The sequence below is a fragment of the Neiella litorisoli genome (genome assembly GCF_014773395.1).
GTDB lineage: Bacteria > Pseudomonadota > Gammaproteobacteria > Enterobacterales > Neiellaceae > Neiella > Neiella litorisoli.
In genome coordinates this window covers 1-22,207 of sequence record NZ_JACXAF010000009.1, presented here as the reverse complement: position 1 = coordinate 22,207, position 22,207 = coordinate 1, and the positions used below count along the sequence as shown (strand labels likewise).

At 48.1% G+C, this 22,207-nt stretch carries 21 protein-coding genes; 16 read left to right on the top strand and 5 right to left on the bottom strand.

The window, feature by feature from the left end; translation table 11 throughout:
- Positions 1–115 precede the first annotated feature (115 nt).
- The 4 genes from IC617_RS08115 (at position 116) to traN (ending at position 6,382) form a co-directional block, all read left to right on the top strand.
- The gene (locus IC617_RS08115; protein WP_191144494.1) at positions 116–604 is read left to right on the top strand and encodes a S26 family signal peptidase; all 489 of its coding nucleotides are present in this window, start codon (positions 116–118) and stop codon (positions 602–604) included.
- 4 nt (positions 605–608) lie between these two features.
- Positions 609–1,886: a TrbC family F-type conjugative pilus assembly protein gene (locus IC617_RS08110; RefSeq protein ID WP_191144493.1), complete on the top strand. Its 1,278-nt coding sequence runs from the start codon at positions 609–611 to the stop codon at positions 1,884–1,886.
- A gap of 133 nt (positions 1,887–2,019) precedes the next feature.
- Positions 2,020–3,120, top strand: coding sequence for a TraU family protein (locus IC617_RS08105; protein ID WP_191144492.1), 1,101 nt, complete (start codon positions 2,020–2,022; stop codon positions 3,118–3,120).
- A gap of 1 nt (position 3,121) precedes the next feature.
- Positions 3,122–6,382 (top strand): conjugal transfer protein TraN, encoded by a 3,261-nt coding sequence (traN, locus tag IC617_RS08100; RefSeq protein WP_191144491.1) that lies wholly within the window; start codon positions 3,122–3,124, stop codon positions 6,380–6,382.
- Here the strand turns inward: traN and IC617_RS08095 are convergent.
- From IC617_RS08095 to IC617_RS08075, 5 genes are all read right to left on the bottom strand, one after another.
- Entirely contained in the window at positions 6,379–7,332 is a 954-nt protein-coding gene (locus IC617_RS08095) for a hypothetical protein (RefSeq protein ID WP_191144490.1), read from the bottom strand. The two genes, traN and IC617_RS08095, sit on opposite strands and share 4 nt — an antisense overlap.
- 686 nt (positions 7,333–8,018) lie before the next feature.
- Positions 8,019–8,717 carry an abortive infection family protein gene (locus IC617_RS08090; RefSeq protein WP_191144489.1) on the bottom strand — a complete coding sequence of 233 codons (699 nt, stop codon included), beginning with the start codon at positions 8,715–8,717 and terminating at the stop codon, positions 8,019–8,021.
- A gap of 298 nt (positions 8,718–9,015) precedes the next feature.
- Positions 9,016–9,378: a PM1101 family membrane protein gene (locus IC617_RS08085; protein WP_191144488.1), complete on the bottom strand. Its 363-nt coding sequence runs from the start codon at positions 9,376–9,378 to the stop codon at positions 9,016–9,018.
- A gap of 673 nt (positions 9,379–10,051) precedes the next feature.
- Entirely contained in the window at positions 10,052–10,561 is a 510-nt protein-coding gene (locus IC617_RS08080; RefSeq protein ID WP_191144487.1) for a GNAT family N-acetyltransferase, read from the bottom strand.
- On the bottom strand, positions 10,539–10,835 hold the full coding sequence (locus IC617_RS08075; RefSeq protein WP_191144486.1) for a type II toxin-antitoxin system TacA family antitoxin: 297 nt from the start codon (positions 10,833–10,835) through the stop codon (positions 10,539–10,541). Before IC617_RS08075 ends, IC617_RS08080 begins: the two co-directional genes overlap by 23 nt.
- Before the next feature lie 353 nt (positions 10,836–11,188).
- On the opposite strand from IC617_RS08075, the gene IC617_RS08070 reads away from it, so the two are divergent.
- The 12 genes from IC617_RS08070 to IC617_RS08015 all read left to right on the top strand — a co-directional run.
- The gene (locus IC617_RS08070; protein ID WP_191144485.1) at positions 11,189–12,970 is read left to right on the top strand and encodes an ATP-dependent helicase; all 1,782 of its coding nucleotides are present in this window, start codon (positions 11,189–11,191) and stop codon (positions 12,968–12,970) included.
- Positions 12,970–14,328, top strand: a complete 1,359-nt coding sequence (locus IC617_RS08065) for an RNA-guided endonuclease InsQ/TnpB family protein (RefSeq protein ID WP_369410382.1) — start codon at positions 12,970–12,972, stop codon at positions 14,326–14,328. Before IC617_RS08070 ends, IC617_RS08065 begins: the two co-directional genes overlap by 1 nt.
- Before the next feature lie 80 nt (positions 14,329–14,408).
- Complete coding sequence (locus IC617_RS08060; RefSeq protein ID WP_191144484.1) at positions 14,409–14,753, top strand: DNA adenine methylase; 345 nt, start codon at positions 14,409–14,411, stop codon at positions 14,751–14,753.
- Positions 14,754–15,505: 752 nt separating this feature from the next.
- Positions 15,506–16,033, top strand: coding sequence for a single-stranded DNA-binding protein (locus IC617_RS08055; RefSeq protein WP_191144483.1), 528 nt, complete (start codon positions 15,506–15,508; stop codon positions 16,031–16,033).
- Positions 16,034–16,128: 95 nt separating this feature from the next.
- Positions 16,129–16,341 carry a hypothetical protein gene (locus IC617_RS08050; protein WP_191144482.1) on the top strand — a complete coding sequence of 71 codons (213 nt, stop codon included), beginning with the start codon at positions 16,129–16,131 and terminating at the stop codon, positions 16,339–16,341.
- Between the two features lie 317 nt (positions 16,342–16,658).
- Positions 16,659–16,853, top strand: coding sequence for a hypothetical protein (locus IC617_RS08045; protein ID WP_191144481.1), 195 nt, complete (start codon positions 16,659–16,661; stop codon positions 16,851–16,853).
- Positions 16,854–17,574: 721 nt separating this feature from the next.
- Positions 17,575–17,748: a hypothetical protein gene (locus IC617_RS08040; protein WP_191144480.1), complete on the top strand. Its 174-nt coding sequence runs from the start codon at positions 17,575–17,577 to the stop codon at positions 17,746–17,748.
- Between the two features lie 103 nt (positions 17,749–17,851).
- Positions 17,852–18,376 carry a hypothetical protein gene (locus IC617_RS08035; RefSeq protein WP_191144479.1) on the top strand — a complete coding sequence of 175 codons (525 nt, stop codon included), beginning with the start codon at positions 17,852–17,854 and terminating at the stop codon, positions 18,374–18,376.
- An 80-nt stretch (positions 18,377–18,456) separates the two neighbouring features.
- Positions 18,457–19,503, top strand: a complete 1,047-nt coding sequence (locus IC617_RS08030; RefSeq protein ID WP_191144478.1) for an AAA family ATPase — start codon at positions 18,457–18,459, stop codon at positions 19,501–19,503.
- Positions 19,504–19,634: 131 nt separating this feature from the next.
- Positions 19,635–20,105, top strand: coding sequence for a hypothetical protein (locus IC617_RS08025; protein ID WP_191144477.1), 471 nt, complete (start codon positions 19,635–19,637; stop codon positions 20,103–20,105).
- 102 nt (positions 20,106–20,207) lie between these two features.
- Positions 20,208–21,251 (top strand): DUF3150 domain-containing protein, encoded by a 1,044-nt coding sequence (locus IC617_RS08020; protein ID WP_191144476.1) that lies wholly within the window; start codon positions 20,208–20,210, stop codon positions 21,249–21,251.
- A gap of 77 nt (positions 21,252–21,328) precedes the next feature.
- The coding region (locus IC617_RS08015; protein WP_191144475.1) for a hypothetical protein at positions 21,329–22,207 on the top strand (879 nt) is incomplete at its 3' end.

The window sequence follows — 22,207 nt, the reverse complement described above, 5'->3', positions numbered from 1 at the left end:
AAAGCTCGCCTGTCTCTATCGGGCGAGCTTTTCTCTAAACAACGCGTTTAGTTGACCTAAATTCAATCTTGAATTGCCTGACAATGAGGAGGTTTTAAAGTCAACGGACCGAGACATGCACCGCCAATTGAAAGTTGCATTTTGGTGTTTAGGGATTCCCGCACTGTGCGTATGGGGGCTCGCTCAGCGCTTTTACATCGGATTTGATCCTCAACAACCTAGCTGCCTATTCACCCATTGGTACCTCGTCGATACGTGGGATAAGGACATAGCGCGCGGCAATTTAATGGCATACGAAATGCTGCGAGCGGATACCAAGATTCCGCAAGGCACACGCTTAGTCAAAGTGGTACGTGCCGTTAGCGGCGATACCGTCGATATCGACCGGTATTCAATCACTGTCAACAAGTCCAAGCCCATTCCTCTTTTCTTTGGCGAATTGCCGATCATCGTCGAGCAAGCGCCCGAAGAATTAGAACGCCGCCTCACTGTTCCGGCGAGCGAAGTGTTCTTATCGGGAACAACACGATTTAGCTATGACTCGCGCTTCTGGGGAACCGTGAGCACAGACGCCATCATAGGGAGAGCATATGCGCTGTTTTAAGGGTATGGCGTTGGTGCTGGCGGTTTTGATATTGCCTTCCAAGGCAACCGAAAATCATGCTCAGTCAACCAACCGTACAGCAGAAGAAGCCATCCAGTTTGCAAAAGAGCAAGGTTGGACTGATTACGATGAAAAAGCGCTTGCGGATCGTGTGGCGCAATACGAAGGAGAGGCGCTGGAGGCTGCAAAACGTGCTGAGCAATATCTTAATCAGTCCGTGAACCCGACAATCAACGAGCAGTTGTCGTTTCAGGACGCAGTTACTCTTGGTGATCTAAATGTACCGTTAGCCATGGATGTGCCCAAAGCGACTGATCTAGAGGCTGAAGACTGCAACGATTCAGCGAACACAGAAGGCTGGATGATGTTTATCAGTTCCTCAATGAGTTCATCGGAGCTAGGTCGAGCTATACGTTATGCACGTGATCGAGATATGCCGATTTACCTTCGCGGATTCATAGAGGCTGATTCGCCAGTTGCGGCCACGTTCAAGGCGATGATGCAGGTAGTTTCTGATTATGGTGATGATGTCAAAATAGGGCTTCATCCCGATGAGTTCAAAGCCTTTAGTATCAATCGCGTACCAGCTATCGCTTACCGCGACGGACAAAAGCAATGGGTGGTTCGCGGGCTGTACTCCAAAGAATGGCTCAGTGAGCAAATAGAGCTTCACCCTGATGAGCAAGGCAAAGACTTTGGTGTTATCGGCAAGGTTTACGACATTGCCGAGCCAGATGCCAAGCTTCTCATGCAGCAACGCTTGGCCAATTATGACTTTGAGCGCGCTAAGAAGCGAGCGATCAAGCGGTTCTGGGCGTCTCATGGTGAGTTTTCTAACTTACCGAAAGCTAAAAAACACAAACAGTGGTACATCGATCCGACGGTACGATTGAATGCTGACATCAAACGCGGTGATCAGGTTTTAGGTCGTAAAGGTCAGATCATCAATCCGATTAAAGATGCGAACTATCCGCTGACTCTATTGGTATTCGATCCGAGCAACCGTCATCAACTCCAATGGGCGCTGGATACGATTCCAACACTCGGCTATCGCAAGATCATGCCTATCGCGACTCATATTGATAAGCGTAACGGCAGCAAGCAGTTGGATAGCTTAACGCAACGATTTGGCATGCAGGTCTATTTACTGAAGAAAGACCTGAAAGATCGATTTTTTGTTCAGCAAACTCCCACCGTCATCCAGACAAAAGAAGCCTATTTCCATGTGATGGAGATCGGCAATGAATGGCTCGTCGACAATAAAGGATTACCAACATTATGAGACTACCACTGCTAGTGGCCGCATTTGGAATTGGACTGTACGTGGCGTTTGAGCATCCAGAGATAGGGCAACAAATATACGTTCAATTGCAGTCGTGGTTGAACATGCTCCTGAACTTCGTTCGAGGGCTAGCATGAAGCCCGTTGTCACGCTGGCGTTGTTGTGTCTGCTGATGGCTAGTCCTGCGGCAAAGGCGGACATGTGCCCAGATGCTGATTTATGGTCAGGGATCATCGATAAGATTTGTTGGACTCGTATTTTCCCGATTTCGTTGATGGGCTTGGGGGATAAACCGGATGGTTCAGCGCCTCCAACGTCGGTTTGCGCTTGCACCGATCCATTGGGAGTGCCGGAAGTTGGTTGGCAGCTAGGGATTTGGCTGCCCGCCAGAATTGCAGAAGTGGTCCGTGTGCCTTGGTGCAGTCCGTCATTGAATACGAGGTTGCAGAGCAGTTTTGGCAACATGGGGGTCGCTGGTGGGCAAGATGGTCATGGTAACAACGATATGGCGATGCTCCACTATCACTACTTCTCGTTTCCGCTGGCAACCATGTTGGAAATGTTTGTCATACCCGACTGCATGCAAGACGGGATGGTCGATTTTGACTTGATGTATATGAGTGAAGTGGATCCAACGTGGAATGATGATGTGCTGGCATTGGCACTAAATCCAGAAGCGGTGGCCTTCTCAACGCCGCCGGCCAAGCTATGGTGCATGGCGGATTGCGTGGCCACTACAGCAGGCGTGGTACAAGAGGAGTTCTTTGGAAGCGCTGGTTGTGATGCGTCGTGCATCTATCCGTTTACCGGCCACATCAATGCCGCGTCCGATCCGGTGAGAAACTCTAGTCTGATCACTCAACGTCTGCTTGCCTCGCTGCACCGCAAGGGCTTGGCGTTAAAAACAATGGGGCTGGATGCAATGTGCGACCGAGAATTTGCACCGATGTTGCCTAGAAGTATGTATCAGCTGCAAATGTTCTATCCTGTCGCCGAAGCAAGTTCAACAACGGTGACTATTCCCAAAACGGATACCGATGGCTACGTAATCAGAGATGCATCAGGTAATCCTGAAACCATTAATTCGCCGCAAAATTGCGCTCATCCGTTGGGTGAAAGTATTCACAAGTGGAGTACGCCCGTCGGTGGACGGCATCGACCAGGTATGGAAGATTTTGTCTATGTGATTTGGCGCTATACGGATTGTTGCGTAAGGGAATTGCCGGGGATATAGCATGAGGGATCGGATTTGGTTTCAGTGGTTAAGCGGAGTGATGGCTGGTGTCATGTGCTGTCACGTGGTCACAGTTTCCTTTGCTGTGACGCTGGCCAGCATGGCGATGCCCGCTTGGGCTGTTGATGAGAAAGTTAGCGAACTAAAAGCCAAGTACAATACCGACGATCCTGATGACAACTTTACGGGCACTCAGCGTGTAACGGATTTAAGTGACCAGTACGGAACGGGAGGGGCATTCTCTCGGAACATAGAGAGTGAGCTGGCGACCGAATACACAACGGGGGGAGGCGTGGCGCCTGATTTGAGCCCGTATACCTTGGAATTCGATACAAGGTACAGCCAAGCTCAAGCCGATATGGCGGGAACGACCGGGTCAATTCCATCAATGAATTCCGATCATTCCATCAATGTCAGTTACAGCCAGAATGGCGCTCAACTAGTGCAGCGGGATTCAAGCACTGGGGAATTGGTCTTTATAGACAACCCAGATCCTGGGCAAACAGGGCATGTGATTGACCAGACCCAAGTGCAGTCGGCGGAAATGGGACATTCCCAATCAGTGTTCAATGTTGGCAACTACTATGACGAAGAGAGCGATTTTAAAGACGTTGCCAAAGAGGACATCACCGACCTCAAGAGTTCCACCAACAGTGCCGGCATTGCATACCAGTCTTTCTTGGGTATGTATAACAACAATCGCCCCGCCAATATGAGCCCCCAAGATAGTGTGCTGAATTTCGGCTTTGATTCGCTAGACCAAGTCGAAGCTGGCACCGGAATTTGGGAGACCACTTGCTCAGATACAACGACGACTGTGACGACCGAACGCAACATTCCAAATTGGGAAGAGTTTCGGTGCATGGAGCCGAAACGAGATAACCCTTCGTCATGCAATATCGAGCGCACCGCGTCTTTACCGTTTCGGTTGGTGAGTTTCGCCGGAAACGCCGGTGACTATACATTGTCGTTCGACGACGCAAGAACCGTTCGACTATCGGTTGGTCGAGATGAAGGGAACTACTTGAGCGATGCGCGGTTGGATGGCGGTAATGAGGATCAATGTAAGGTTTATGCGGCACAGTTTGTGTTTGAGGTTGATCCGGGCATCAGCGTAGCGAGAGCGACCCGTTCGCGCATTCGTATCGATGATGCACTTACCATGTGGATTAACAATTCGTTCCACCGGCAATATCGAGCGCACTCGAGTGATGAGTCAAATTCCTATTGGGCTCAGGTGCCTGATTCAGCACTAACGTTGCCGCGAAGTCGTTATGCCAATCATCCAATGGATTTCAAGTTGTGGCAAGACCACGTTGGTACGGGCAACATCATCAAGTGCGATCATCACACGACATCCGACAATAGCTCTGTAGATGTCACATCTGAAGTGTCAAATATGGTCAATGGCAATAAGATTGTCATCGAATACTTGCTTGGTGTGGGCGGTCTGGGGGAGGTCTTCTATGAGTTTGTGATTGAGTTTGATCAAGACGTAAAACCACTACAGGAAGTCATTCAGGAACCTGAAGGATGCGCCGAGAAAGTGGGTTGGTCTTTGCCCGGAGAAGAGCCGTGCACTCCCGGTGAAGATGGCTGCATCACAGATCAGTTTTGCTCCTATAACTCGATTAGCTGTTTAGATGAGGGAGCCAGAGGCTTTGATCAAGCATTGCTCAATCAGATTGGTCCTTTTTTCGAAGGCGATACTGCCAACGTTTGCTGGGAAGCAAATTTTGATGGTTATTTTTGCGATCCCTTGGCTGAACAGCCTATTTGCAATGACTTCGATCTTGATGGGGAGGAGGAGTGCTACGACTACGAAATGATTCGAAATCTAGAAGACCAGTGCTTGGTGTATCGGGAGGATCCAACTTGTGTCGAAAGCTATTCCGAGTGCTCGGAGGGTTGGGAAGATCCGTTTACTGGCACCTGCTATGTCCAAGACACCTACTTTGAGTGCAATACGGCGACAACTATTACACAAACAGAACAAGTAACAACAAACGTATGTCTAGGGGATATGCCATGCCTTGGCAATGACTGTGACTTTGGTACCGATCAGGTCAACATTGATTTCGAAGCTGCTGTGGCTCAATTGTCTGTGCTTGATTACATGGGGCATGACGCAAACTGTACCGACCCGAGTGATCCAAACACATGCGAAATCTTTGCAGGGGAACCGCGCTATTGTACTTGGGATGCGACATCAGTCTCGGGTGTCGATTGTTGCGAAAAACCAGCCGGTGTCAGCATGGTCGATTATTTCGTTGCCACCAAAGGCATGATGGACATTGAAGCTTATTTGGCGACCAATACGGATTATTTGCCCGGATATTGGATGGATACCCGCGAGGCGATAGGTGAGGGTCTGACCACTGTTGGAGAAAAAATGTCGGGCGCGTGGGAGAGCGTTAGCAGCTCGATATCGTCTGGTGTGGATTCATTGTTGGGTTCGGAATCATCGGAAGTCGTTAGCAGTGCAGGCGAAGTGTTAGGCGATGTTACCGCGGATCTATCGATGGATTCCCTAAAGCAAGCCGCCATGGAGTTCTTATACGAACATTTGCCGGAGGAGTTGGCCCAGACTCTATTTGTTCAATCGGGAAGTGGAGCTACAACAACATACGCGCTCTCTAGTGTTGCTGAAACAGCTGTGAACGTTGTTGGGGGTGTTATGGCAGCCTATACCGCCTATCAGATGGTGAAGTTAGGTTTAACACTGATCACGAAGTGCGAAGACGAAGAAATGGACATGGGCCTCAAGATAGCCCAAAAATCTTGCATGAAAGAGGGTAGATCACGTTGCAACAAAGAGGCGCTTGGGGTTTGTATTCAAAAAATTCAGGACTGGTGTTGTTTCAATTCACCTTTGGCCAGAATTATCATGGAACAAGCTTATCCTATGCTGGGTAAAAGCCCGGTGGGATGCAATGGCCTTACTCCAGGTGAGTTGGCCAGCTTGGACTGGGAGGCAATCGATTTGACCGAATGGGTTAACATGATGCTTGAGGCTGATTTAATGCCGGAGTCCTCGGAAATAACAATGGATTCGTTGACCGGTGACGGGCGAATACTCAATCCGTATGGGCGAGATAACGTCGAGGATCGAACTGCTGATAGGTTAGAAACAAGCACTGACAACCTGACTGATCGAGCCGATGAAGCCAATACTCTGATGGACGCAGATGACGTTGATTGTTCGATCGTGCCCGCGCCACCTATCTGTGACTACGGGCTTGATCTTCTCAATCCGCCTTAGTACTGATACGGCGCCTTGGATTGCGCTTCTGGTCCGCTCATTCTTGCTTGATTGCCGGAAGTAGGGCGTACGAACACGTTGAGATTACCGTCAGTAAATACATACGGAAAACCTCTGCCGACTTCACGTACTCGGATGCGATCATTGACCAGATAATTGCTGTGTTCGCCTTTTGGCACGAACACGCTCGCATTTGGCAAGTCACCAAATAGAGACTCTCCCTGGGCCCATAGGTATAGGTAGATGGTCGCGACAAAGTAACCCGTTTCGCTAGCCTCGACATTTGAAGGCCTCCAGTCGTTTGGCCGAACTGGGCGTACAATACTTACTGAAGGGTAAGCTCTACAGATTAAATCGCCTTGAGCATTGCGCTCCCAAGTATCTTTACTCCAAGCGCCAATAGCAATCATTCGAGATTTATATCTTTCATAAGCAGTGACGCATAGCTCGCCAGTGTATTGGATTTGGTTCATCTCTCCTGGACTGCGAGCATTGTGAGGCTTCACACTTAGAATCTTGGAATTGGCTTCAAAGAGTGCGTAAATTAAGTTCCAAATTTCGTCTTTCGCTTTTGCTTGAGCGATTTCGCTTTCAAACTGGGTGTGATCAGCAGGATGCCACATAATGACATTGGACATATCGAGTGGATAATCTTGGTCTGTAAGCCAATTTAACCCTGTAAAGCCCGCTGCTCCCGAAACTCCATCCATCGCATAGCCTGCCAAACCAGATGCTGCATAGCTGAAAGCTCCGGTATCGTTCCAGGCATCGGCTGGGGCAGAAGCATCTCGGATCTTGGTGTTCTTGATGCCTGCGCTGAGAGTATTCCATGCTTCTGAGCGATCAGGGTGAGGTTGGAAGTACTCCCCTTTGGCCGCATAAGAAGTGTCATTGGTGGCACAGGCTGTGAGAGTTAAGGCGCCAAGCAGGCCCATGAGATAGTGTTTCATTAGAGTAAGTCCTTCTTTCAATAAAAACAGGTGATGACAGGGCTATCATTGCTTAGTTTTTATTTGTCGCAATCCCTGCGAAGTACACACTGTACACAAATTGTCCTCGACGGACACGATTGAACACTAAACTCGTGAAGTTCGAAAGTAAATTGTCATTTGAACTGTATTAGCTCATACACGACACTGTCGATTGCACAGTGTGACCCGAAGTTAGACATCATGATTCCCTGAACTGAAGTGTCGATCTCCTGCGATTTATCGTGGGTTAGTCGAACCAGAGCCACACTGTTAATGGGCGCAACAAATTCCGACGGATGAAGGCCAAAGGCAAAGAGCAAAACAAAGTGGTGGTTGCTGTTGCCCGAGAGTTGCTCGGCTTTATCTGGGACATTGCGCAACGATTTGAGCCCAACAGCAAGGCAGTAGGGTAACCCAAAAGCAGCTAAGAAAAGAGAGCCTGTTACAACCTGAATGAGACTGATCGGCGGCAGCAGTGCGAGCAACCCTCGAGGGCGTTAGGCGATTTAAATTCGCGCTCCTAGACTGAGGCAAGGCCCCAACGGCGCAAACAAGTCATGCGGATAACCAAACCCGCGTATATCAGCAAGGTCAACCGCCCACATAAAAGGCGAGCGTTAGCGAGTCCAGCCCACGCTTTTTTTGTCGGCGATTTTTGATGCGTGTTATTTGGCATTTGCAGCGAACCTTTCGAGGTAAGTTTCGATAAGAAAACAGCCGAGAACTGCTGAACTACCTACGGCTAAACGCGCATGACGAGCGGTTAAACGATACCGTTTTTGTGAGTCACTACGCCCGTGAAAACTACTATGTTTGGTTCGGATTACACCAATACCTACGGCCGCATTTGCAATGCCACCCAATACTTGTTTTATGTCGGGATCTGCGTGAGATTCTGGAGAAAGATCCATTGCCCCATACGTAGCTTTAACAAGAGACTTAAGTGTTTGATCTTTGGGTATGGGTTTGGCCAGCCTTTCAAGAATACCTTTGCATATACTCTCTAGAATTGATGAAGCACTACCCATTGCCTGCTCAGGGTCGGAGTCAATAAATGCAATGGCTCGCTCAAAGTCATCATTTGCTGCCCTATAGTCTTCAGCTTCCAGATAGCTAGCCAGGTTCTCCGTCGCTATGGTTTTGGCTCGATACAAACCAAGCTGGCTAGCTATTTCAATTACAAGGTCGTTCGCCGCTGACTTGAGAAGCCCCTCAACGTATGTACGTTTTGAGGGAACAATAGACACATCTTCGCAAGCGATTCCAAACCCAGAAAGGAATGTATTGATACTGGTTGTATTCATCTGTTCTTGAAGATTACAGGCTATCGAGTTAACCAGATTCATCCTTTCTATTTGCTTCATGCACTAAATCCTTGATGCCAAATAACTAACGCCCGCATAAAGAGCGACAAAAATTTGCGGCAATTTTGCTGAATAATTGGGCTTGCACAAAACCAAATTGCCGCAATTTTGACGTCCCAGCGAGCCTGCGAGCTCTTTTGATGCGTTTGTTAGCACTATTTGCGTACAGAGGGATCGGTAACTACACGCAATGATTTACACTTAGGACAAAATAAGCCCACTCTCACTTTCCTTGAGAACTTATATCCGCAGCTCTTACAAAAATAAAAATAAGGCGGACCGGGATAGAATTTGCTCATTATTTTCGTTTTTTCCTAAGTTTTAAACTACCTTCCGAGTAATCAATTTCCTCATACCCCATAAAGATCGCAACGACTAACCCGATACCAAGTGATGCTGCTGCGATAATGGCTGCAATCTCAACTCCTGTTAATGCAGCTACGGGAGCAGCTGCTAAATAAGATATCCCGCCTGTGGCTGGAGCTGTAACCGTTGCTACGCCTAAAGCTGCAGTTAATGCAGCAAGGCCAACGCCACTTAGTTGTGCTACTTTCTTAGATTTTTTCAGTTTATTAGCTAACTCGCCTTTCACAAGGATGAGTTCAGCTCCTGACTCTTTGGCCTGCTGGAGTTCTTCTTTTGTTTTTACTATGGTTTCCATACTTTGTCTCCTGTAGTGCTAACAGTTTATTAGTGCAACCGTGCAAGGTTGGTCTACCTTGCAAGGTAGAAGGCTCCTATGTATCGTCGCACAAATAAATATCAAAAAAACATAAACCAATCATACAGTAACTGCGCCAATCGAGAATCTGAGCCAGTTCAAGATTATGACAAGCCTCGGCAGATACCTAAACTGCGTCGGATCATCGACATAGCCGACTTTGATTCCGGTGGGCCGGTCACTCACAAAATTGAGTTACTTAAGACTGATCGAATCGACTGCTATGACGTCGTTGTGGATGGTCAATTGTGGCAAAGGCGAATGGGTTGGAGCTGCGTACTTGCTGCGCTCAGAAAGGCAATGCCCCGTTTAGCAGGTGAGTAGTTACTCGCGCTTTGGGGTACAAATGAGTTAGAGCAACTTATCAGATTGGATCTAGTTTTGAATATAAGAGTGCCGAATTACGTCCAGACTAATCCATTTGAACGATAAAATCAGTGAGCTTCGAGACTATCCACCCTATTTATCAATCAGTTAGTCGCAACCTTCTAGTGCTCAACTTAGAAGGTTAACAACTAATCGCATTGTGCTTCCGGTAAGCAAGAAAGTGAATTTCGCCATGCCATAGCTTCACTTCTCACTTACCCACAAGTCGCTCTGCCCTGTGCTTCAATTACGAAACGCTGTCGAGCATTTCTTTGGCGTGCTTGACTGTCATGAAGAGTCGCCTACTACTTGGAGCGATGGGTTCAAAGCCGAATTTCTCATAATACCGCTGAGCCTTGTCATCCTTAGCGTCGACGACTATCAGTGGTAAAGCGAGGTGCGCGACTGAGCTGACAATATTTGTTATCGCATCGATGAGTAAATCTCCTCCATACCCTTGGCCTTGCTTTTTCAGGTCAACAGCGAGTCGCCCGATGAGCGCGGCGGACATGCTCGTGTTCGGGTACTTTTTTCGGAGATTTTCGGGTAACTCTGGCCAGTCGATTCTGCAGGTGGACAGTGAGTAGAACCCTAAGATGTCTTGAGGGGAATTCTGGTCCGTCAGGACGAATGTTCTCGATAGGTCGAGTCTGTCGTGCTGGCGAGCTGTTTTCTTTAAGTACTCATTAAGGGCGCGAACGCCGCAGTCAAATTTCTCTCTGTTGTGTCGCGTTTTATCTAGTTGCGTAATCTGCATTAGTAATAGTTTCCTTGTGTCTGCGAGCAGCCTTAAGGAAATGCGCGTTTGCGGTTCTTGGTCTATCTAAGGCGGTTAGGAAATCAACTGCCTCATCTTGACTAAGATGAATATTCGCCTCTTGCTCAATCAGTTTCTTCGCTGACAGCGCAGCTGCGCTAGTGATGAAACTGTTCAAGTTTGAGTGCCCCGACAAAACAAGCGCCTTCTCAAGTAGCTCTTTTGTTTCAGTGCTCATGCGAGTTGTTAGTCTCTCGCAATCATTAGTAGCCATTTGGCTCTCCTTGCTGAGAATCTCAGCGTTGTTGCATTACAAACGAAATATCCGCTATCCACTTCGCTTTGGGACTAGCGGCCTATATTTGTGTTGTGAAATGTCACATCTTGCATACTACTAAACTTCAAAGCTAAAGTCAATAGGTGACGTCATAATGGTGTCACTTTGGGTTTCTGGCTAGGGTTGAGTAAATTGTTAGTGTTGATACGTACACCATCCAATACCTGTGCTTAAGCTGGTGGATGTGCTTGCGGAGAGTCCGTTTGACCCGCAAAAGTGCCTTAAACTGACCTGAGTCGTTCTTGGACAATCGCTAGACTGACGTGCATGACAGTTGATATGCCAAAGCAATGACTTATACAACAAATCAGACCAATGTCATTCACATGAGTGACGACCATCAGCTGGTTTGCGCGCTTCCCGGTTCCGGCAAAACACACACCATGGTCGGTGTTGCCGAATATCTGACTCAGCATGCTAGAAATCGAGTTGGAATGGTGACGTTTACCAATGAAGCAACAAGCGAAATGCAAGGGCGGATTAAGTCCGTGTTGTCCCAGTCGGCCCTTGAACGCGTTCAAATTGGCACCTTCGATTCCTTGATGCTGCAAATGTGGCGGCAACTTCGGCTTCCTAATAAGTTACTTATTGGCGGAGAGCATACTGTTTGGGTTGATCGCGTAAAACGACATCTCGGGTTGCATAAATGGACAGTCGGGCAGGCCGATTACTGGATTGGTCACTACGGTCGGCAAGTGCATCCGGGAGAAGACAAAGCAAGTCATCCTCCGGTGACGTTCGAGCTTTACGCAGAGTACGAAGCCATGCTGCAACGTTACCACCGAGTTGATCTCAACGGCGTGGCGCGGCAAGTGGTCGCTGCGCTAGCTCGTGGTGAATTATCGCCGATGCCGAAAACACACCTGCTGGTTGATGAATTTCAGGATACCAGCGAACTCCAGTACTTGTGGCTTGAGGCGCACGGTGAAAATGGTACGAAACTGACGTGCGTCGGGGATGATGATCAAAGCATCTATGGTTGGCGCGGCAGTCAAGGCTACGCCATCATGGTGCGGTTCCAGCAAAAATTCAGCGCTCATACGCACTTTCTTTCAACCTGTTTTCGCTGCTCACCAGAGATACTGGATGGGGCCGTTCGTGTCGTTGAGGATAACGAAGACCGTATTGAAAAAGAAATGATGTGCTCTATCCCCCCAGGCCAGTCGGTTCTGAAAGCTTATGCCTTTGGGTCATGGGACAAGGAACTCAGCGCATTGATCGATACTGTGGCGGTTGAGCCTCACCATTGGGCAATTCTTGCTCGAACCAACTTTGTCTTAAATGATGTGGAAACCGCACTAGCTAGCTATGGCATTACCGTTCGACGACTAGGTGGGCAGTCTATTTGGGATAAGCCAGATGCGATTGGTACCGCCATGTTGCTCAAGATCTGTGCCCAACCGTTCAACCGATCAGCCTTGATTAATGCGCTTGGATTTTTGCATGAGCATGAATCGATCATTGAGGAAATTGTGCATGCGGCCGAGAGAGCGAAGGGGTTTGGTTTTGTTAACCACTCGGAGCAATGGTGTACTGCGACATCGATGTTGCACGAGCAGCTGATTGGACTTCACACCGACACTCATGAGGTAGGTGTGATGCAAGAAAGAGCAAACAAGTTACTCGAGCTGTTGTCAGTTGCGCAAAGCCGTGAGCGTGACAAGCTAGGTCTCGCGGGATCGGTCATCGACATGGTGATGAAGCTCAAAGGGAGCTGGCTTGAGCGTATCGAGAAGCTGGTGGAAATGTGCGAGAGCAAACAAGGCAAGAAGGACGACTGCCGAAGCTTGCTGACGTTGGCCACGTTTCATGGCTCTAAAGGATTGGAGTTTGAACGGGTCTGGATGCCAAAAATGACCAGTGACATTTGTCCAAGCAAGAACAGCAGTGACTTAGCCGAAGAGCGTCGACTTTGCTTTGTTGCGATGACGCGCGCGAAGCGTGTCTTGATTGGTTCGTGTCCCAAAACACCCAGTCCATTTCTCATCACCGGGTTTGGGGAATTGGTTTCGCCTAAAAGCGATTCGGATGAGTTGGCTGAATTGAAAAAAATGGTTGGGGATGTTGCCTAATGTATACCAAGTCGTGGCTCAAATGGGCGGGCCAGAAAACCAAGCTCATACCTTGGATTCATGCACACCTGCCCGTTGGCCCATCCTTAATGGCTAGAAGGCTCCCTGCGAAGCAGCAGGGAGGGGGAATAGCCCAAGGTGCGATAGCATCTTGCGTTAGCGCTGTATATAATCACAGTATGCATATCCGAAAAGCTTACAAATTTCGACTCCAACCGACCGCTGAGCAAACGGCTAGGCTTGCTGTGCTTTGCGGTCACGCTCGATTTGTGTGGAATCAAGGCTTGCGCTACTGCTTAGAGAAACTGGATTCTGGCGAGAAGATCCCAAGTGCATTTGAGCTTAATAAGTTGGTAACGCAGTGGAAAAAGCAAGACGATCTAGCTTGGCTCAAGGAAGCCTACACCGACAATCTACAGCAAAAACTTAAAGATTTGCATAGCGCTTGGATGCGATGCTTCGACAGGTCGCTCTCGGCTGAAAAACCTAGATTCAAGAAGAAAGGCAAAAACCAAGATTCAATCCGCTTTGTTAACTTCAACAAGTATTGTCAACTTGAGGGCAACCGCGTCAAGTTGCCTAGTAAGCTAGGTTGGGTGAAGTTTTGTAAGTCCCAAGGCGTACAAGGCACAATCAAGAACTGCACCGTTAGCTTCAAATCAGGTCACTGGTATATATCTTTTCAGGTTGAGCAAGAGATTGCAGAGCCAAAGCATAGTTCAACATCTGCTGTGGGTGTTGATGTTGGCATAGCAAAGTTTGTAACGCTATCAGATGGCTCGCACCTTAAACCGCTTAACGCATTTGGTAAGCACGAAAAACGCCTAGCTATTGAGCAACGTAAGCTGTCCAAAAAAGTTAAGTTTTCTGCTAACTGGCAAAAGCAGAAAGCCAAGACTCAAAAGCTGCACACCCGTATCGCCAACTGCCGCAAGGACTACCTACATAAATCATCTTTTGAGATCAGCAAGAATCACGCAATGATAGCAATTGAAGATTTACGGGTATCAAATATGTCCAAGTCAGCGAAAGGTGATGCAGAGCAACACGGCAAGAACGTGAAAGCCAAGTCAGGACTGAACAAGTCTATACTCGATCAGGGTTGGTATGAGTTCAGAAGGCAGCTTGAGTATAAGCAATTATGGAATGGTGGCTTGGTTGTCGCTGTACCAGCACAGTACACCAGCCAAACATGCCCTTGCTGCGGTCATGTGTCGAAAGAAAACCGTCAAACTCAAGCGCAGTTTGAGTGTGTTGAATGTGGTTACACCAACAATGCAGATATTGTTGGTGCACTAAATATTTTAGAGCGGGGACACCGCTTGTTAGCCTGTGGAGAGTCGGCATTAGCTGCTTGATGAATCAGGAACTTGCAACTAAAGCAATTTAGTGTGCGCCCATAGTAATGGGAATGCCCCACTGAGTCAGGTGGGGGAGGATGTCAATTGAGCGAGTCCTGGCTGAACTTCCCGCAGGAGCCTGGGGTTATTTCGACCCGCCGTACATTGGTAGCTCAGAAACGAGCAACTTTACGGCTTATGCCCAAGGCGGTTTCACAGAGAATGACCAGCAGCGCTTAGCGCAGGCATGCCACATAGCTTCCAATCGCGGCGTGCATGTTTTGGTGAGCAATAGCGACACCTTACGTACACGGCAGATTTATCAAGCGCCAGTGGTGAGTACCAAAAAAGTGTTGCGTCAGATTAGTTGTAAAGAGAGAAATATGGCCGATGAAGTGTTGATGGCGTGGGATGAGAGAATGACTGCTGTCGCGGCAGGATAGGGTTGAGTGAGCCTGACAAAGAAAAAGAGCACCCGAAGGTGCTCAGTTCCCGCCAAGGACCCCTCCTTGACTGCGTTATATCTTGGAGGAGACAACGCTGGTGTTCTTTATAGAGCCTCTGTTAGCTGCGTGTCAATCTCAAACTTCCTAGACTGCGTGAATTGATGGGTTGCATGAAAAAAATCGCAAAATGGCGCGTTAGTTGACCCAAAAGTCCGTTGCATGAATCGGGCGCGTTGGTTATCGTTACCTATAGATTGCTTCGTGCAACGACCCTGTGGCTTTATCGCCTTAAATGTGGATGTATATCCCTCCCTAACGCAACGTCAAGTTGCTCAGTAACAGTGTTACTACCCTTCGTATATTGCTCACCGGAAGCTCGGTTTACCCGACGCGGACGGCGGGATTTCTGTATGTTTTTCACTGCATTTAGCCAAGGCCTGCGCTTTGGCTAAATGGTGTGTTATGCATCATGTGCCTCGAATTTCAGCAATGATTTTTCCTTTTCAGATCTGTCTAGATCGCTAATGACTCGCGAGAAATCATTTCTAACCAATGGGTGACAAACCCTGCGGTTGACTGTGCGGTTGCACGGTCGAAAACCTGTGAGAAATTAATTCTCATAGTGAATTGGCACCCAGTGTGGGTGGAGATTGAATCGACCTCACTGGGGCGATCTGTCTCCAATGCTTCCTGCACGCAGTACGGTGAATTACCCCTGCTTTAAGCATAAGTAATGAGGAGATAACGCTATGAAAATGGCAAAGAAAAATGATGTTTGTATTTCTGGAAACATCTCAAACGTCGACGTAAAAAATGGTCAGCGCGGTTACTTCGGTTCATTGAGTATTGCGGTTGATGATGGCTATCGCGATCAACAAACCCAGCAGTGGGTTGACCGTGTTTACTTTGTCGAAGTCAAAGTTGCTGACAAATTCTTGAAGTCAGTGAAAGCGACATTGGCAAAAGGTGACTATGTCGAAATTGAAGGCAAGCTCGTCGTCGAAAAATGGAAGGACAAGGATACCCAGCAAGATCGCCAAGCGATGAAAGTGCAAGGTTATCGAGTCGCTGTCCATATTCCAAAGGCAGCCAAAGATTGTTTGAAAGCAGCCGGATTCTTAGGTGCGCAACAAACTGCACCGCAGACCAACCAACAAGCTGCTCCGCAACACAATCAACAGCCTGCACAACCGCAGCAACAAGGCGGTTATCAAAGTGCTCCACAGCAACCTGCGCCACAACCGGGTGGATTCAATGAAGGAGCATACAACTATTAATTATTCTGAAAGGGGCGAGAGCTTCTCGCCTTTTTCAAAGGGGAGTTCTGTCTCTTTCTCTTGAAGTTTGAAGTAAGAGAAATGGGGAGCGAGACATGAACAAATTTACTCAAGTTTTGTTTGGTTCGGTTCTGGCTGTATTGCTAGCAATCGGAGCAAGCCTGTTTGTCGCTGGTTTAACTACTATCGGAATTGGCCCTTTGTCGGTGTCTCAGTTGCATTTTGCAGTCTGGTCATTGGTTATAGGTGCGGTTCTTATGGTGGCGTTTATTGGCGGTAACATCGTCATGTTGTTGTATTCAGATTGACAGTCTTTCTGACTGTCGATCATGTTTGCTACAATATTAAGGAGGTCCATTGAATTCAGTGGTAGCACCAATGACGATTTATGCGTGGGTGATCTTAAGTGTGTGTTTGTTTGTGGCTGTGCTAGTTGGAGGCAGCATCGTAGCAAAGACAGCTTATGACAAATCCCACCCACAAAAGCCCAAACACTAATCTTTAGTCGTTTGGCCGGTTAGCGAAACCAAGTCTTCTTAAGAAGTGGGGTCGCTTTTCAAGTGCATTTTTGAAAATTCAAAGTGCATTTGCGAAGCGATCCCACTTTGCATTCTAAGGAGGCCTCATGAAGCAACATTCGCTTAATATAGACTCAGGAACCATTAGCATTGCTGATGGCGCGACCATCCCGTTGGAGCTTGATTATTCGCTGAACGATGATGAAATCATTGCTCGCGTTCAAGCAGCCAGCCGACAGCGCAAGCTTATCGGCCCAATGGATATTGTGGTCGCAAGCGCCCGAGTCAACGAATGCCGTTAGTGCGGCTTCCCATCGCAAGAAATACTCCTGCATAGCCTCTTAAATAAGAGCCAAAACGACCTGCTGGTGGTTTTGGAAAGTGCTTTTCTGTCAAAAGTGCTTTCCCGAACATCCAGTTTCTCAATCGATCATCTGATCGGCACTTTTGTCTTGTGTGAAAATAAAGACACTTCCATTTCGTCTGAAATGGATTAGAGAAATGCCTCGCATCTTGTGTTGTGTTTCCCATTACAGCTGAGTAATGCAGTTATCAGCGACCGTCAGTTTCTGTCGGTGACGGACTCATTTAATGAGCCGAAGATCACCTCAACTTTGTTGAGGCTACGCGTTGACCTTGGATCTATCCTTGGAAAAACGTTTGGGCTTGCCTTCCTAACAGGGCTGTCCATTTAAGAGCAAATTCGTTTGCTCTTTCTAAAAAGTTCCAGCTTGGAGCTTTTCACAAAGAGTAACCAAAGTGATGTGGTAAGCACTGCAAAACTATCGAATGCACGAAAGTGCCTCCCTTTGCCAAGCCTGGCATCTGAAAATCTCAGCATGATTTGTTTTGACTTTGCAGTTCGCTGTCTCGACTCGCTTCGAGTGTCTTAATCAATGATGCAGATGTGCATTGAGTTGTCTGAATTCAATGTGCCTTGGTCGCGCAAGAGAAAACGCTTCAATGACCTGTGTATACAGGCTGCCCAATGGTCTTTTTGACCTAACCACCACGGAGGAGGCTATGTCTAGAGCATCCAAAACCTCTAAAGCCAACGGTGCGTATCTTCGTCGTCGTGAGCGCAAGCTTTATCGTCGATTGAAAGATGCCATTTTACCGCCGGCACAGATGGCGCGAGCTTTGATTAAAGCAAAGCGCTACCAACAGCAAGCGAACGAGGAAATCTTTCTCGCTTAATTGCTAACCCCACTAGACCCAGCAGGGTGAGATTGTCTTGTCCTGTCGAGGGCTCGATCTGTCTTCACCTGTGATGTTGGGTAACCCATATCAGGAGGAGACTATGGGAAAGGTTAACTTTGTACCCGCATCGAAACGACGCGGCAAAAAGCAACTTCACCCTTTGTCGTCGGACAGCGATTACAAACCCCATTCGCTGGATGACTACATTCAAGAACGGCTAGAGAGACAGAGCACAGTTCCAAACGAAGCCTACGATGAGAATTTCTCATTTGATCCATGCTTCGATGGTCAGGAAGGCGTGTTTTACATGCGCTGGACTGATGACGATATTGAGCAGTTTCTCGAAGGGCACTTGGAGTACTCGTTACGTTTGTTGCGAGACTCAAGCACTGGCTCAGGCACTTATACGCGTGAGTTGGAGTGGGTTTGTTCACAACAGTTTGAAACCTACTGTCGAGCGTTCGGAAAAGATGCAAATCTGATCCGACTCGAAATTGCCCATATTGCCAAAAAACAAGGTCGCGAACTCTCCGACACTGCAGCCGCTTTGATGAAAGCGATTCTGCGACTGCCGGAAGTGTTGTCGTTCGACTTAACTCCCATTGAGTACAACGCTCAGTGGTAACCCAATACGGGGATACATTTGAAGATGCCCGTTTTGGGGATCGGTGTATCTCCCAATTTACTCTCTTGGAGGAGACACCTATGACAACTCAACCAGCCGCGCAATTGCAGCAAGTGCAACCTGTCGATTACACCCAAATGGGTATTGTGAAAGGCGAGCATATCTTTCCTGAGAAAGCTGAATGGAAAGAGGCTGATTTCAAGATGCGCAAGCACCGCCATGCAGATTGCATCAGCCCCAACCCGAACTACTTGCCGCAAGATGACATTTTGCGGTTTGCCGTCATGTGGTTGCAGGCGCCAGCACAACTCAAGGTCTTTGGGCTTTGGGGAGAAACCGGCACTGGTAAGACTGAGTTTGCGATGTGGTTAGCATCGCGATTTAACTTGCCGTTCTACAAAGTGTCGATCACACCAGAAAAGCGTGGCCATCATTTAGAAACCGAGCAAGAACTGGTTGCTGAAAATGGTCAGGTAGTAACGCAGCGAATTTTGCTGCCAGCTGCTCAAGCTTATCGCGATGGTGGATTGCTGCTGCTGGACGAAGTGGATAAAGCCACGGATGACATGACAACGTCCCTTCATAATATTTTGGAAGGGAAACCATGGCATGTCCCAGGGCTCGGCACACTGAAAAAACATCCGCAGTGCTACATCATGACGACATCCAACACCAAAGGTGAGGGCGGTCATGACAGGTACATCACTTCTCAAGCACTTGATGCTGCGCTTCGTCGTCGCATTGGTTGGTTTGAGACGAAGTACCCGGATGCAATTCATGAGACCAAAATCTTGTCTAATCAATTCACCCAACTACCAACTGTGATCATTACGCGGATGGTTGAAACGGCGAATGCCTTTCGAGACGCGCTTTTAGGCGAAGATCGAAGCGGCAAGATAGAAGGTTCGATTCGTTGCACGTTCAGTACGGCCGACTTAGTAGCATGGGCATATTACATGCTGCGCTTTGGCATGAACTGCACACCGCGAGACTCTCTGAGCTTTGCCTTTTGGGGTAACGTTGATGCTGAAGACGAAGATGCTGCACAAGCGATTGTGACTGCTATCTGGAGCGAAAGTATTGATGAGCCCGTGAAAGAGCTGATCAGTAACGCCGCAAAAAAGTAGTTAGCTCGAACACTGCTTCAATCCCGCTTAAAGAGTGGGAGGGAAAACTGTTCGAGCGGTTAACTGCTGAGCTGCCAAATGGCAAGAGACACTTTGCGATTCGTAATATCTCAAGCCAGAAGTCGGTATTTGTGGAGTTTGATGACAACGACATCATTGGCAGTGTCAATGAAGTGAGCTACCTAGAGGGCATAAAGGCAAGAGAACGCTTTATGCAAAAAGGGTGGGACTTGATTGAAATGGTGCGTCTTTCATTAGGCCAAGCCGCCAAGCCTGCGTTGCGATGTCATTGCGCTTTGGATGACAGCGGGCAGGTGTTCAAAGATGTGCGAGAGGGGTTTCGAATGTTCGAACATCCCGATGGCAAACAGTGGGCGATCAAGCAAGATGATTGCACGCTGCACGTTTGGTGGCGCAGTGAATTGAGTGATGATGAATGGATCTATGTTAGAACCATGGGTCAATCGCTCACTGAGTCTGGGCAAAAGTACAACCAGAAAATAACGGAAAAAATCAACAAAGGTTACACCGAAAACACGAAAGGAGCGCCTTGGGCATTCAACGTGTGGGATGGTGTTATCAAGTTCGATATCCCGTTCTAACACCTAGCAACCTTCAGTTGCACAACCCCTAAACAGGGAGACAATTTCTACCCTGTCGGGGATAGATCTGTCTCCCGATAAATCTCTTGGAGGAGACAAATCATGTCTAACTTAGACGACGCAAAACAAAACACTCAAAGCACCCTAGACCGTTTAGAAGCACTGAAACAAGGCTGTTGTCTTGTCGCAGTAACTGTCCGAGGTTGTTGCGGTGAAAAATCATTGAACTCAAAGAAAATCATCATTGATGGTCAACAAATTGAGTCCAAGCTTATGCGAGGCACCAGTTTCAACTGGTTTCCTCAAGAACACCTGACGTTCAAAGGAAATGCCGCACGTGCTGTTGAGCGTCTGCTTGCCAGCTTGGGTGTCAAAGTGGCGGGCGGAGCAACATTACTGCCGGTTAGTCGGTTGGATGAGCTTCACGATGGGATCAACGACATAGAAGAACGCTTTTACGACAAGCTAAGTAAGGTCGTGAAGGATTTTGACCAGCTCATGGCGGGTCATGTCGCTGAGAACCAAGAGGTCGAGGAGTTAATCCGAGAGTACTCTTGGAACAAAGAGCAATTCGAGAAAAGCTTCATCTTCAAAGCCTCACCGCCGCTAGCGTTTGCGCCGGCCGATGAAGGTGATGCCGATGAGGTTATCGAGGAGACCATTGGATTGGTATATGAAGATGTCGCGAAAATGGCATCTGATGTATACACCAAAAGTTTTTTTGAGCCGCTTCCCGGAGGCAGCAAGAAATTGCGGGAGAAGATCAAGCAGTCAGTGATTAACTCAGGCATTGACCGATTGATGTCAAAGCTCACATCCCTGAGCTTTCTAGATCCATCCATTGGCAACATCGTTGATGCAGCGCGAGCTGAGTTAGCGAAGCTACCAAAGGCTGGTTACATCGAAGGTGAAGACTTTGCTCGTTTGCAGCACTTTGTGTTGGCGCTGGGCAACGAAGATATGATCCGAAGCTTTGCAGAGGGTCATGCCCCACTCTTTACATTTGATCCAACCTCAGAAGCCGATCCTATTTCCGAAGCACAAGAACAAAGCGTTGCTCCTGTAGCACTCGATTTGTTTGAAGTCTTGGAAACCGGCGATATCAATCAACAGGATGACCTCGACTCATGGGGAGCAGGCCTGTAAACCCCCTACCAAACTTAAATGTGTTGCTCGCTGTTTGAGCAACCATTGGTTTGGGCAACTCTCTTGGAGGAGACAATATGCATAACGCAAGACAGCAACGCCGTTTTCAAAAGCGGCTGCAAGCGATGGCTAGTGTTATTGGCCGTCGGAGTGATATTCAACATGTGCTGCAGGATCATTTCGCTCCTGCTACCGATTTCCAGCGGGTCTTTCTACCTAAAGGAAACCTTGAAGATCCAAGCTATCGACGTCTGGTGGAAGGGTTGTGTGACCATGAGCATGGGCACTTGGCATTTACAGATCAACACTGCGCGATGGGTGAGAGCCGTTTGGTTTTTTCACTACTTAATCGTATTGAAGATGTTCGAATGGAGAATGCCGTTGCTGCCAAGTTCCCTGGCTGTGCAAAAACACTTGGTAATACGATCAGTGAATGCATTGAGCGTGAAATTTTCGCCATGCCTAGACCTGAAGCGAGTGTGCCAGAACTGGTAATAAACTATGTCTTGTATCACGGACGTAGCGCTTACCAAAAACATGGTTATCCCTTAACTCACATCGCAGAAGCAACACGCGAGCTCTTGTTACAGGCAGGGGCAGGCGAGTTGGTTGATCTGATTGAAGGCGCAATGAGTGCAATCCCGAACCTGAAATCCACTCGTGACGCACTTGATGTCGCTAGGCAGATTGCGGATGAATTGGAGCACAAAGCCAATGAGCCGCCACCACCTAGTAGCAATGACTCAACTGGCGATGATGAATCGGACTCAGGTGATGACTCAACTGGCGATGATGAATCGGACTCAGGCGATGATTCAACTGGCGATGATGAATCGGACTCAGGCGATAGCTCAACTGGCGATGATGAATCGGACTCAGGCGATGATTCAACTGGCGATGATGAATCGGACTCAGGCGATAGCTCAACTGGTGATGATGAATCGGACTCAGGCGAT